At 67.6% G+C, this 12,374-nt stretch carries 12 protein-coding genes; 8 read left to right on the forward strand and 4 right to left on the reverse strand.

Annotation, left to right across the window (positions count from 1 at the left end; translation table 11 throughout):
• Positions 1-49 precede the first annotated feature (49 nt).
• Positions 50-307 carry a mycoredoxin gene (locus tag BLR03_RS10485; protein WP_091252308.1) on the reverse strand — a complete coding sequence of 86 codons (258 nt, stop codon included), beginning with the start codon at positions 305-307 and terminating at the stop codon, positions 50-52.
• A gap of 135 nt (positions 308-442) precedes the next feature.
• Between BLR03_RS10485 and BLR03_RS10490 the strand changes: the two genes are divergently transcribed.
• A complete protein-coding gene (locus BLR03_RS10490; RefSeq protein ID WP_091252310.1) occupies positions 443-1,192 on the forward strand; it encodes an SOS response-associated peptidase in 750 nt (249 codons plus the stop codon).
• Here the strand turns inward: BLR03_RS10490 and BLR03_RS10495 are convergent, their stop codons facing one another.
• Positions 1,193-1,615 carry a VOC family protein gene (locus BLR03_RS10495; RefSeq protein WP_091252312.1) on the reverse strand — a complete coding sequence of 141 codons (423 nt, stop codon included), beginning with the start codon at positions 1,613-1,615 and terminating at the stop codon, positions 1,193-1,195.
• A gap of 14 nt (positions 1,616-1,629) precedes the next feature.
• Here BLR03_RS10495 and BLR03_RS10500 point away from each other — a divergent pair, with 14 nt between their 5' ends.
• Entirely contained in the window at positions 1,630-1,956 is a 327-nt protein-coding gene (locus BLR03_RS10500) for a chorismate mutase (RefSeq protein WP_091252314.1), read from the forward strand.
• Between the two features lie 29 nt (positions 1,957-1,985).
• Here BLR03_RS10500 and BLR03_RS10505 read toward each other — a convergent pair whose 3' ends face one another.
• Both BLR03_RS10505 and BLR03_RS10510 read right to left on the reverse strand, forming a co-directional pair.
• Positions 1,986-2,372 carry a hypothetical protein gene (locus BLR03_RS10505; protein ID WP_091252316.1) on the reverse strand — a complete coding sequence of 129 codons (387 nt, stop codon included), beginning with the start codon at positions 2,370-2,372 and terminating at the stop codon, positions 1,986-1,988.
• Positions 2,369-3,652, reverse strand: a complete 1,284-nt coding sequence (locus tag BLR03_RS10510) for a virginiamycin B lyase family protein (RefSeq protein WP_091252318.1) — start codon at positions 3,650-3,652, stop codon at positions 2,369-2,371. Before BLR03_RS10510 ends, BLR03_RS10505 begins: the two co-directional genes overlap by 4 nt.
• Positions 3,653-3,927: 275 nt before the next feature.
• Between BLR03_RS10510 and BLR03_RS10515 the strand changes: the two genes are divergently transcribed.
• The 6 genes from BLR03_RS10515 (at position 3,928) to pdxS (ending at position 12,346) form a co-directional block, all read left to right on the forward strand.
• The gene (locus tag BLR03_RS10515) at positions 3,928-4,263 is read left to right on the forward strand and encodes a DUF6504 family protein (protein WP_091252320.1); all 336 of its coding nucleotides are present in this window, start codon (positions 3,928-3,930) and stop codon (positions 4,261-4,263) included.
• Positions 4,260-7,772: a DNA polymerase III subunit alpha gene (locus BLR03_RS10520; RefSeq protein ID WP_091252321.1), complete on the forward strand. Its 3,513-nt coding sequence runs from the start codon at positions 4,260-4,262 to the stop codon at positions 7,770-7,772. Before BLR03_RS10515 ends, BLR03_RS10520 begins: the two co-directional genes overlap by 4 nt.
• Before the next feature lie 158 nt (positions 7,773-7,930).
• Positions 7,931-9,940 (forward strand): threonine--tRNA ligase, encoded by a 2,010-nt coding sequence (gene thrS / locus BLR03_RS10525; protein ID WP_091252323.1) that lies wholly within the window; start codon positions 7,931-7,933, stop codon positions 9,938-9,940.
• A gap of 19 nt (positions 9,941-9,959) precedes the next feature.
• Positions 9,960-10,580: an HIT family protein gene (locus BLR03_RS10530; protein ID WP_091252325.1), complete on the forward strand. Its 621-nt coding sequence runs from the start codon at positions 9,960-9,962 to the stop codon at positions 10,578-10,580.
• Positions 10,573-11,211, forward strand: coding sequence for a phosphatidylinositol phosphate synthase (gene pgsA / locus BLR03_RS10535; RefSeq protein WP_091252327.1), 639 nt, complete (start codon positions 10,573-10,575; stop codon positions 11,209-11,211). The genes BLR03_RS10530 and pgsA overlap by 8 nt, the downstream gene beginning before the upstream one ends.
• A gap of 208 nt (positions 11,212-11,419) precedes the next feature.
• Positions 11,420-12,346, forward strand: a complete 927-nt coding sequence (pdxS, locus tag BLR03_RS10540) for a pyridoxal 5'-phosphate synthase lyase subunit PdxS (protein WP_091252329.1) — start codon at positions 11,420-11,422, stop codon at positions 12,344-12,346.
• Positions 12,347-12,374: the final 28 nt, after the last annotated feature.

Raw genomic sequence — 12,374 nt, forward strand, 5'->3', positions numbered from 1 at the left:
GTGGGGGCCGCGCCGTCGTGATTTGATGCTGCTTTTGGATAAAGGAAGGCTAGGCGGCGAGCCGGCTCTTGACCTCGGCCGCGGAGGGGTTGGTGGCGGCGGTGCCGTCCGGGAACAGCACGGTGGGGACGGTGCGGTTGCCTCCGTTGAGCTGCTCCACGAGATCGGCAGTGCCTTCGACTTCCTCGATGTTGATCTCGGTGTACCCGATGCCCTGCGCGTCCAGCTGCTTCTTCAACCGGGTGCAGTAGCCGCACCACGTGGTCGAAAACATGGTGATGGTGCCGGTTTCGGGGGTGAAATCCACGAAGTTCTCCTCAAGCTAGTGGTTGGGGCCGGCGTGGAGGGCCGGGCGCCCACGGAAGTCGTACGTCACTTCCAATAACCGTACCGCGCAGCACACTATTCCCGCACGGCGGTCCGCGGTGGCATGCTGGAGGGCATGTGTGGACGCTACGTGATGGCCCGGGCCGTCGGAGACCTGCTGGCCGAGTTCGACGCCGAACTCGAACACGAGATCGCGATCCCGCCGTCGTGGAACGTCGCCCCGACCGCGGACGTGCCCATCCTGCTCGAACGGCTCATCGACGGGAACCCGGTGCGGCAGCTGCACCTTGCGCGCTGGGGGCTGGTGCCGTCCTGGGCCAAGGATCCCGGGATCGGCTCGAAGATGATCAACGCCCGCAGCGAGAGCGTACTGGAGAGGCCCTCGTTCCGGAAAGCCGTGCGGTCCCGGCGCTGCGCGGTCCCCGCGGACGGCTACTACGAATGGAAAGCCGGTGAGGGCCGCAGCAAGCAGCCGTACTACGTGCACCCGAGCGACGGCGCCCCGATGGTGTTCGCCGGACTGTACGAATGGTGGAAGGACCCGTCCAAGGCCGACGGCGACCCGCACCGCTGGCTGCTCTCGACATCGATCCTGACCACCGACTCGCCGCCCGAAGGCTATGCCGGCGGGATGCTGGCGGAACTGACGGCCCTGCACGACCGGGTCCCGCTGCCGATGGACCGGGCGACCATGCAGGCCTGGCTGGACCCGCACGCCGGGGACGCCGCCACCCTGGTGGACCTGGTCCGCTCGGGGGCGCACGATGTTGCCGAGGGCTGGACGATCGACGCCGTCGGTACCGCGGTCGGAAACGTGAAGAATGACTCCGCCGAACTCATCAAGCCGGTAGGCAGCCTGTTCTAGTCACAGCGTCACAGTGCCGCCGTCATCGACCTCCCAGCCGGGGTTGAAGGCGACCTCCCAGCGGTAGCCGTCGGGATCGGCAAAGTACCCGGTGTAGCCGCCCCAGGGCTGGGTCTTCGGCGCCGCGACGATCGTGGCTCCCGCGGACTCGGCCTCCGCCATTACCCAGTCAACTTCCGCCGCGCTGCCCAGGTTGTGGCTCAGCGTGATGCAGGGAATGCCGGCAGGGGGATCGGTGGCCGCTTCAGACTGCATCTGGCCGGCGTCCCAGAGCGAGAGGATGAGGCCGTGATTGGCCTGGATAAAGAGGACCTCGCCCCGGACTTCCCGGCGGACGGGCCAGCCCAGGCCATCTACATAGAAACTGCGGGAGGCGTCAACACTGCGGACACCCAGTGAAATTAAATCGACTCGTGGCTGCATCTTTGGATACTGTCATGAACATGTCCACAAATCACGGATACGACAAAGATGCCCAGGCCGACAAGGCACAGCTCGCAGCTGTGCGGGTGGCGGTGGATGAGGTGGATGAGCAGATCGTGGCCCTGATCGGCCGCCGGGAGCGGCTGATCCGGATCGCCGGGACCCTGAAGGCAGACAGCGCGGAAGTTCGGGCGCCGGGCCGCGTGGAGCGCGTGATCGAACACGTCAAGGCCGTCGCGGAGCAGAAGGACATCGATCCCGACATCGTCGAGAAGACCTACCGCGCCATGGTGGAGGCCTTCACAGCGCTCGAACTCGAAGTGTACAAAGCCGGCAGCTGAGGCTTGCGCTTCCTCCCGGGCCAGCGCGCCTAGAGGGCCTCTTCCACGGGCACGTTGGACTGGTAGTCCCGGCCGTCGGCGTCGCTGAACGCCGTCATGAGGTGACCCTTGGGCAGCCCCAGCACCGTGGTGAGCGGGAAATGGCCGGTAATGGTGTTGCCCGAGTGCTCGACGCCCTTGAGGTCGAAATTTTCCTCGGTGCCGTCATGGCTGAAGCAATAGAAGGACACGGCCTCGCCGTTCATGAACTCGATCCCCATTCTTCGCTGATGGGAATGGTCCGGGGTTGCCGCCACGAGCCCCACCACATAGGCGCCCTGGCCGGGGATATTTCCGTCTATATCAAAAGTCGCCACCAAGGTTGAATCCTTGGCGGCGATGCTTACGTGCTTCAGGAGTGCGTTGTGGGAGCTCATGGCTCAATCCTGCTACCTGCACCTGCGTCCGTCCACCCCTGATCTGTCGGTCGTCTGCGGAGCAGCTCGTTCGCGGCGTGGGGATCGGCGGTGCCGACCCCGGTCCCATTGACGTGGTCGCGTCGGGCTGCCTTCCTCCGGCGTCCCGCGGCGACGATGAGCACCGCGACGGCGATAGCTGCCGCCCCGGCGGCGGCGGCGATGCCTGCCGGAGAACTCCACAGGCCGGCGGCCGCGTCACCGGATGGGGCTGTGGCGGAAGCCGGGGTCTCCTGGTGCTGGGGGCTGCCGGACGCCGGTGCCGAGGCCGGGGCATAGCGGGACACGGAGCCGTTGTTGGCGCCGGTGCCCGGGCTCGCCACGATGATGGTCCCGTCCGGGGCTACCGCGAGGTGGCCGGGGTTGTTCTCCGTCGGGATGGAGCGGCCCGCTGTTGTGGCGCCCGGCGTTATCGCGGACAGCGCGGGGCTGAGGGCGCTGGCCACGTAGAGGGTCCCGTCTTGCCCGACGGCGGCCTCCGTGGGTCCGCCCGGGACATAGATGGTGTAGGCCACGGTGTCGGCGCCTGGTGTGATGACAGCGACGTGACTGGAACTGATGTTGGTGACATAGATGGTCCCGTCGGGTCCGGCGGCGATCCCATGGGGGTTCTCTGTCTTCCCGGGGGTGGAGCTGACCTGGATGGTCCGTGAGACGGTGTGCGCTCCGGCCGGGATCACCGAGACCGTCCCGTCGTCCTGGTTCGTCACGAACGCGGTGCCGTCCTTCGAGACCGTCACTTCCACCGGGCCGGCGCCGACCGTGACAGTGCGGTCCACCGTCGATCCCCTGGGTGCGATGATCGACACGGTGCGTTCGGCAGGGTTCGGAACGAAGACCGTGCCGTCGGGTCCGACGGCGATCAGATGGTTCCCGCGCGACACCGGAATGTTCCTTGCGACGGCGGCCGCTCCGGCAGGGATGACGCCCACCACGTCCTGGCCCGTGGCACTGTCGCGTTGGGCCACGTACAGGGTGCCGTCCGGGGCCAGCGCGATCCCGGAGACATTGTTGCCCGTGCTGATGGTGCGGGAGGGTTGGGGCGCTCCCGGCGGTATCACCCGGACGCCGCCGGCCGCGCCGTAATTTCCCACGTACGCAGTGCCGTCAGCACCAACCGCCACCCCGACCGGTGTCCCGCCGACGTCGAGAACCTCCGCAGAGGCCGCCGCGGCCGGTGCCGCTCCCAGAAAAAGGACCGCTCCCACGGCGGCAGCCGTCCTCAGGCTTTGATGCTTCACTCTTTTCTACCCCCCATAGATGTGCCGTGCACCATGGCGCTGCAGTGCCGGTTCAAGAAGCCTACTCCGCGGAACCCGTGAGTTCTGGCCTGCGCAGTCCGCCGCGCCATCATGCATCCGGTGCAATGCCGCAAGGAATGGGTTTTGTCGCCACTCCGACGTAGACTGGCGTTATTCGAAGATATGTTCGAATAACGTGAATGCAGTGGCGTGAACGCAATGGCGTGAAAGCGGGGACTGGGCCGGCTCCAGCCCGGACTGGGTCGGGAGGCAACGTGGGCATGTTCAGCGAGTCCGTGGATGTCGCCTGCACGCCCTCCGGGCAGCCCCTGCGGCTCGACTGGGCGGGCCGGCACTACACGGTCTGCGCGGAACCGGTCCGCTGGTATGAACGCCGCCAGTGGTGGACGGAGGAAAGCCGGGCGCCCCTCGGGAGCGGTCCGGGCCTGGTGGACCACGAGATCTGGCGGGTCCAGGTGCGTGCCGCCGGGGAGGACGCGGCGGAGCCCACCCTCACCCTTGACCTGAGCCGGCACGTCAGCAGCGGCCGGTGGCGGCTCGTGCGAATCCACGACGCCCTGCAGCCCCACCGGAAGCCCGAAACAGCATGAGCTTCACCCATCTGCACGTCTCCACCGCCTTCAGCGCCCACTACGGCGTCTCATGGCCGGAGGAGCTGGCCGCGGCCGCAGCCGCCGACGGCGCCACAGCACTGGCCTGCACGGACCGTGACGGGCTGTACGGAACCGTCAAGCACCTGAAGGCGTGCATGGCCGCCGGGCTGGACGCGATCGTCGGGGTGGACCTCGCGGTCTTTGACGACGACGGCGACCTCCGCACCCAGCTCGGGGGACGCGTCGTCGTGCTGGCGCACGGGCACAACAACGGCGCCGGTTACCGGGCGCTGTGCCGGCTGATCTCCGACGCCCATGCCCGCACCACGGGCAAGGCGCAGGGAGCGGTTCCGGTGGCCGTCACCCGGGCCGAACTGGCCTCCCGCACCCTGGACCCGGAAACCCTGCAGCCGGTCCTGACGGTGCTGATCGGTCCGGACTCCGACGTCGGCCGTGCCATGGGCGGCCGGCGGTACCTGCGGCCCCGCACCCTGTTCAAACGCTGGCTGGATGCCATGCCCCCCGGGACGCTGGCGGCGGAGGTCGTTTCCCAGCTCAGTCCGCCCGGGGAACCGCTGAGCACCGCCCACGCGGTGCGCATGCTCAAACTCGCCGCGGAACACGGGGTGCCCGCCGTGCTGAGTAACGCCGTGCGGTATGTCGCCGAGGACGGCGCGGCCACGGCCGACGTGCTGGACTCCGCCCGGACGCTCAAATCCCTGCCCGAGCTCTCCGCCGCCCCGCTGCTGCAGCCCAACGGGCAGGGCTGGCTCAAATCGGCGGCCCGGATGCTCGAACTGGCCAAGGAGATCATCCATGCCGCCGGGTACGGCACGGCGGACCTCAAACGGCTCCTCGCCCAGACCGAGGCGCTCGCGGACCGCTGCCGCATGGACCCCGTGGCCGACATGGGCTGGAAGCAGCCCGTGGTCCCGGAAGCCTCCGTGATCGGGATCGCCGGCGACGCGCTCGCAGAGCTGACCCTGCGCTGTGAGGCCGGCATCGGCCGCCGCTTCCCGGGAATCTCCGGGCAGCGGGAACAGCAGATGCGAACCCGGCTGGAACACGAGCTCCGGATCATCGACTCGCTGGGCTTCGCCTCCTACTTCCTGACCGTCGCCGAAGTCTCACGGATGATCCTGGCCATGGGCGTCCGGGCTGCCGCCCGCGGTTCGGGCGCCTCCAGCCTGGTCAACTACCTGATCGACATCAGCCAGGTGAACCCGCTCCAGCACGACCTCATCTTTGAACGCTTCCTCTCCCGTGACCGCGCCACGCTGCCCGACATCGACATCGACGTCGAAAGCGCCGAACGGCACAACGTCTACCGGAAGATCTTTGAGCGCTTCGGAGCCGAACGCGTCACGCTGATGAGCATGCAAAACGGCTACCGCGCTCGCGGTGCCGTGCGGGACGCCGGCCTGGCCCTGGGCATGGACGACGGCGAGGTCGGGGAAATCGCCAAGCAGCTGTGGCGGTTCTCGGCCAGGCACTTCCGCGAAGCCCTTGTGGAGAAACCCGAGCTGAAGGAATTCGCCGACCGGGTGGAGCAGCGCGGCTTCACCGAAAACCAGCAGCTGGACCTGCTGGTGGACCTCACGGAACGGCTGGACCGGCTGCCCCGCCACATCTCCATGCACCCGTGCGGCGTAATCCTCGGCGATGCCACCCTGCTGGACCGCACCCCCGTGCAGCCCAGCGGCCTGGGCCTGCCCATGAGCCAGTTCGACAAGCACGACATGGACCCCATGGGCATGCTCAAACTCGATGTCCTGGGCGTCAGGATGCAGAGCGCCATGGCCTTCGCCGTCCGGGAGGTCATCCGGCTCCACCCCTCCAAGGCCGAGGTAGTGGCCGCCGGCGCACATCAGGCCGGTCCGGACGGGACGGGCCCGGATTACATTGCCGAGGACGGGCACATCGACCTCAACGCGGTCCCGCTCGATGACGAACCGACCTTTGAACTGATCCGCAGCACCCACACCCTGGGCTGTTTCCAGATCGAATCCCCGGGCCAGCGCGAACTGATCGGCAAGATGGCACCCCGGGAATTCAACGATCTCATCATTGACATCTCGCTGTTCCGCCCCGGCCCGATGAAATCCGACATGGTCCGGCCCTTCCTGGAGCACCGGCACGGATTCGCCCCCGAGGTCTACCCGCACCCCGACCTCAAACCGGTCCTCAAGGAGACCCACGGGGTCACCGTCTTCCACGAACAAATCCTCAAAACCTTCGACGTCATGACCGGATGCGGGCTGGCGCGCGCCGACGAATTCCGCCGGGCACTGGGCAACGACGTCCTGGAAGCCAAGGTGGAGGAGTTCTTCCGGAAGGAGGCGCGGGCCCGGAACTACAGCCCCGAGGTGGTGGACAAGGTCTGGGGCACGCTGAAGGCCTTTGGCAGCTTCGGGTTCTGCAAGGCCCACGGAGCCGCCTTCGCCGTGCCCACCTACCAGTCGGCCTGGCTCAAGGCGCACCACCCGGAGGCCTTCCTGGCCGGACTCTGGGAGCATGACCCCGGCATGTACCCCAAACGCCTGCTCGTGGCCGAGGCGCGCCGGCTGGGCATCCCCATCCTTCCCCTCGACATCAACCGGAGCCAGGCCGAGTACCGGGTGGAACGGGTGGAATCCGGGCCGGACCGGGGCAAGCTGGGCATCCGGCTGAGCCTGAACGGCATCTTCGGGCTCTCCGCCGCCGAACTGAAGCGGATTGTGGCCGGCCAGCCCTACGATTCCCTGGCGGACCTGCGCGCCCGGTCGCGGCTGAGCAGGCCGAGTATCCAGCGCTTGGCCCAGCTGGGCGCCTTCGACACCCTGCACCGGGCGTCCGGGGGAGCGGCGAACCGGGCGGATCTGGTCCAGCACCTGCAAAAGCTCCAGACCCGCCCGCACCGGAAGGGCGTGGAGGTCATTGAGGGCCAGTTGGCGTTGCCGCTGGGTGACGTGGAGCTGAAGAACCTCAAGGCGGTGCTGCCCGCGCCCAGCATGGTGGACAACGTGCGGGCGGAACTGGACCTCATGGCCGTGGACGTCAGCGAGCATCTCATGACCAGCCACCGTCCGCTGTTGGACCGGCTCGGCGTCACCACCGCGGACAAGTTGCTGGGACTGCGCAACGGCACGGAGGTGCTGGTCGCCGGGGTGCGGGTGGCGACCCAGACCCCGCCCATGCGCGGCGGCCGCCGGGTGGTGTTCATCAGCGTCGACGACGGCACGGGCTGCGTGGATTCGGTCTTCTTCCACGAGGCGCAGGAGCAGTCCGGGTCCTTGCTGTTCGGGACCCGTTTGCTGCTGATCCGCGGCACCACCCGCCGGACCGGGCCGCGGGGGATCAGCATCAGCGCCTCCATGGCCTGGGACCTCAGCCGCCCCGAAACCCTGCCGTTTCCGGAAGCGGCGCCGGGCGCCCCCGCCTATCCCGGGCCGGAGCTGCCCGGCCCCGTGCCCGGCCCCCTGGACGGGATCAGCCGGAACCTCGCCATTACCGGGCTGGGCGGCTGACCGGCCCGCGGCGCGGCCGCAATAGCGTTGCGCCTGCGGCGCCACCGCACCCGTGGCGCGTTGGTTGGCCTCTGGAGAAACCGATAGCATGGACGAGGCTGGCTGTGGTCCCCGTACGCCACAAGCTACGAAGCCTTAACTTTGAATAGGAGACACCCGTGTCAGATGCCCAGCAGATCACCCTTCTCGTCGACGGCGAAGAGACCAAGGTGACTACCGGGACCACCGGCGCGGAACTCTTCTTTGAGCGCCGCGATGTTGTTGTGGCCCGCGTCAACGGCGAGTTGAAGGACCTGGACCAGCCCCTTCCCGAGAACGCCACGGTCGAGGCCATCACCATTGATTCCCCGGACGGGCTCAACGTCCTGCGCCACTCCACGGCCCACGTCATGGCCCAGGCCGTGCAGCAGCTGCGCCCCGACGCGAAGCTCGGCATCGGCCCCTACATCACTGACGGCTTCTACTTCGACTTCGACGTCGCGGAACCGTTCACCCCGGAAGACCTGAAGGCCCTGGAAAAGATGATGCAGAAGATCATCAACCAGAATCAGAAGTTCGTGCGCCGCGTCGTCACCGAGGACGAGGCCCGCGAGGCGATGAAGGACGAGCCCTACAAGCTTGAGCTCCTGGGCAAGAAGAACGACGCCGCCGACGCCGGAGAGGGCGTCAACGTCGAGGTGGGCGCCGGCGACCTCACCATCTACGACAACGTGGACCGCAAGAGCGGGGACAGCATCTGGTGCGATCTGTGCCGCGGACCGCACCTGCCGAACACCAAGCTGATCTCCAATGCCTTCGCCCTGACCCGGTCCTCGGCCGCCTACTGGCTGGGCAATCAGAACAACCAGCAGCTGCAGCGCATCTACGGCACCGCCTGGCCCACCAAGGATGCGCTCAAGGCCTACCAGGAGCGCATCGCCGAGGCCGAGCGCCGCGACCACCGCAAACTCGGCGCGGAACTGGACCTGTTCTCCTTCCCGGACGAGCTCGGCTCCGGCCTGCCGGTCTTCCACCCCAAGGGCGGCATCATCCGCAAGGCCATGGAGGACTACTCCCGGCAGCGCCACGTCGATGCCGGCTACGAGTTCGTCTACACCCCGCACATCACCAAGGGCCACCTCTATGAGGTCTCCGGCCACCTGGACTGGTACCGCGAGGGCATGTTCCCGGCCATGCACATCGACGCGGAACTGAACGAGGACGGCACGGTCCGCAAGCCGGGCCAGGACTACTACCTCAAGCCGATGAACTGCCCCATGCACAACCTGATCTTCAGGTCCCGGGGGCGCTCGTACCGCGAACTGCCGCTGCGGCTCTTCGAATTCGGCTCGGTCTACCGCTACGAGAAGTCCGGCGTGGTCCACGGCCTGACCCGCGTCCGGGGCATGACCCAGGACGACGCCCACATCTACTGCACCCGCGAGCAGATGAAGGACGAGCTCACCACCACGCTGAACTTCGTCCTCGGGCTGCTCAAGGACTACGGCCTGGACGACTTCTACCTCGAGCTTTCCACCAAGAACCCGGACAAGTTTGTCGGCGACGACGCCACGTGGGAGGAAGCCACCCGCACCCTCGCCGAGGTGGCCGAAGCCTCCGGCCTGGAGCTGGTCCCGGATCCGGGCGGAGCCGCGTTCTACGGCCCCAAGATCTCGGTCCAGGCCAAGGACGCGCTCGGCCGCACCTGGCAGATGTCCACCATCCAGCTGGACTTCAACCTGCCCGAACGCTTCGAGCTCGAGTTCCAGGCCGCCGACGGCACCCGCCAGCGGCCCGTGATGATCCACCGTGCCCTGTTCGGCTCGGTGGAGCGCTTCATGGGCGTGCTGACCGAGCACTACGCCGGCGCCTTCCCGGCCTGGCTGGCTCCCGTGCAGGTGGTGGGCATCCCGGTGGCGGAGGCCTTCAACGACTACATGTTCGACGTCGTCGGCCAGCTCAAGGCGGCCGGCATCCGTGCCGAGGTGGACATCTCCTCGGACCGCTTCCCCAAGAAGATCCGCACGGCCAGCAAGGACAAGATCCCGTTCGTGCTGATCGCCGGCGGAGACGACGCCGAGGCGGGAGCCGTGTCCTTCCGCTTCCGTGACGGCAGCCAGGACAACGGCGTGCCCGTCGCCGAAGCCGTCCAGCGGATCGTCGACGCTGTCCGCAACCGGACCAGCTAGGCAGACGGAAGGGCAGCGCGTGCAGGAATCCACAGGGGCCGGGCCGGAGTATCCGGGCGACCACGCCGTGACGGACGACTTCGGCCTGGCCGGGGTCCCGGACGCTTTTCAGCGTCTGTGGACCCCGCACCGGATGGCGTACATCAAGGGGGGCCAGCACCAGTTCAAGAACGTGGATGACTGCCCGTTCTGCGTCGCGCCCGAGCGGGAGGACGAGGACTCCCTGATCGTGTACCGGGGACGGACCAGCTACGTGGTGCTGAACCTCTTCCCGTACAACCCGGGTCACCTGCTGATATGCCCCTACCGGCACATCCCCGATTACACCGATCTCACGGTCGAGGAAACGGCGGAATTCGCCGAGTTGACCCAGACGGCCATGCGGGTGTTGCGGAAGGTCGCCAACCCGACCGGCTTCAATCTAGGCATGAACCAGGGCGTCACCGGCGGGGCGGGTATCGCCGGCCACCTGCACCAGCATGTGGTGCCGCGCTGGGGCGGGGACGGCAATTTCTTCCCCATCATTGCCCAGACCAAGGCGATCACCCAGACGCTCGGCGAAGTTCGCCAGCAGGTGGCCGACGCCTGGCCGCAGGAAATGCCCGCGGAGCAAGAGGCGGCCGGGGAGCAGGATGCTTAACAGGCACGCGCGCGGGTTTTTTACCGCGCTGTTTTCTCCGGTGGCCCGCTGGCTGCTGAAGATCGGCGTCTCCCCGGACGCCGTCACCGTGGTGGGCACGCTGGGTGTGGTGGTCGGCGCGCTCGTGTTCTACCCGCTGGGCCAGCTCTTCTGGGGAACCCTGTTCATCACGGCCTTCATTTTCTCCGACGTCATCGATGGCATCATGGCCCGGATGCAGCATCGCGGCGGCCGGTGGGGCAACTTTCTGGACTCCACCCTGGACCGCGTGGCCGACGGCGCTCTGTTCGCTGGCGTCGCCGTCTGGTTCTTCACGGGAGGCACCAATCCGCCGATCGCCATTGCCGCCGTCGTCTGCCTCGTGCTGGGCATGGTGGTCTCCTACGCCCGGGCCAAGGCCGAGGCCCTGGGTTTTCACGCCAACGTCGGCATCGCGGAGCGCGCCGAGCGGCTCGTGTCCGTGCTGGTGGTCACGGGACTCACCGGACTGGGCCTGCCCTCCGTGGTGCTTTTCGTGACCCTGTGCCTCCTCGCGACGGCGAGCCTGGTCACCGTGATCCAGCGCATCATGACCGTCCACCGCCAATCGCTGGAGGAACCGGACGGCACCGCCTCCGAACGCGCCGCCTGAGCAGGCCGCGCGGCGTCCCGGCGGGCGGGCAGAATCCCCGGCCCCGGGCGCATTTGGGCTACTGTAACCAGAATTCTGCCGCGCCCCGGCCGGGGGCTAGTATTAGCTTTACCGGCCAATGGATCCGGTAATCCGGTGTGTGCGAGGCACGTCATGAACGTGCCGTCCGCGCTCCGGCGAGGTCATCTATCTACCCATAGGGGTTTTTGTGTCTACACCTGATGTAAGCAGCGAAGCCGGCGCGTCCGCGAAGAACGTCACGGGCAGCAGCCGCGTCAAGCGCGGCATGGCGGAGATGCTCAAGGGCGGCGTCATCATGGACGTCGTCAACGCCGAGCAGGCCCGCATCGCCGAAGACGCCGGTGCCGTGGCCGTGATGGCGCTGGAACGTGTTCCGGCCGATATCCGTGCCCAGGGCGGCGTGTCCCGCATGTCCGACCCGGACATGATCGACAAGATCATCGCGGCCGTATCCGTGCCGGTCATGGCCAAGGCCCGGATCGGGCACTTCGTCGAGGCACAGGTCCTGCAGTCCCTGGGCGTGGACTACATCGACGAGTCCGAGGTCCTGACCCCGGCCGACTACACCAACCACATCGACAAGTGGAAGTTCACGGTTCCCTTTGTCTGCGGTGCGACCAACCTGGGTGAGGCCCTGCGCCGCATCAACGAGGGTGCGGCGATGATCCGCTCCAAGGGTGAGGCCGGCACCGGGGACGTCTCCAACGCCACGACCCACATGCGCCAGATCCGCGCCGAGATCAAGAAGCTCGCCTCCATGCCCGAGGACGAGCTCTACGTCGCGGCCAAGGAACTGCAGGCCCCGTACGAACTGGTCAAGGAAGTCGCCGCGACCGGCAAGCTCCCGGTGGTCCTGTTCACCGCCGGCGGCATCGCCACCCCCGCCGACGCCGCGATGATGATGCAGCTCGGCGCCGACGGCGTGTTCGTCGGCTCCGGCATCTTCAAGTCCGGCAACCCGGCCCAGCGTGCCGCCGCCGTCGTGAAGGCCACCACTTTCTACGACGACCCGGACGAGATCGCCAAGGCCTCCCGCGGCCTGGGCGAGGCCATGGTCGGCATCAACGTCGACGAGATCCCGCAGCCCCACCGCCTCGCAGAGCGCGGCTGGTAACCCGGCAGTACTACGGCATTAGCGTCGA

This window comes from Arthrobacter sp. ok909 (genome assembly GCF_900104405.1).
In the GTDB taxonomy this organism is placed as follows: Bacteria; Actinomycetota; Actinomycetes; order Actinomycetales; family Micrococcaceae; genus Arthrobacter; species Arthrobacter humicola.

Bases quoted from the DNA above. Each gene is read 5' to 3' on its own strand.
- BLR03_RS10490 (WP_091252310.1), top strand. From the start codon at position 443: ATGTGTGGACGCTACGTGATGGCCCGGGCCGTCGGAGACCTGCTGGCC.
- BLR03_RS10505 (WP_091252316.1), bottom strand. From the start codon at position 2,372: ATGAGCTCCCACAACGCACTCCTGAAGCACGTAAGCATCGCCGCCAAG.
- BLR03_RS10500 (WP_091252314.1), top strand. From the start codon at position 1,630: ATGAACATGTCCACAAATCACGGATACGACAAAGATGCCCAGGCCGAC.
- pgsA (WP_091252327.1), top strand. From the start codon at position 10,573: ATGCTTAACAGGCACGCGCGCGGGTTTTTTACCGCGCTGTTTTCTCCG.
- BLR03_RS10495 (WP_091252312.1), bottom strand. From the start codon at position 1,615: ATGCAGCCACGAGTCGATTTAATTTCACTGGGTGTCCGCAGTGTTGAC.
- BLR03_RS10520 (WP_091252321.1), top strand. From the start codon at position 4,260: ATGAGCTTCACCCATCTGCACGTCTCCACCGCCTTCAGCGCCCACTAC.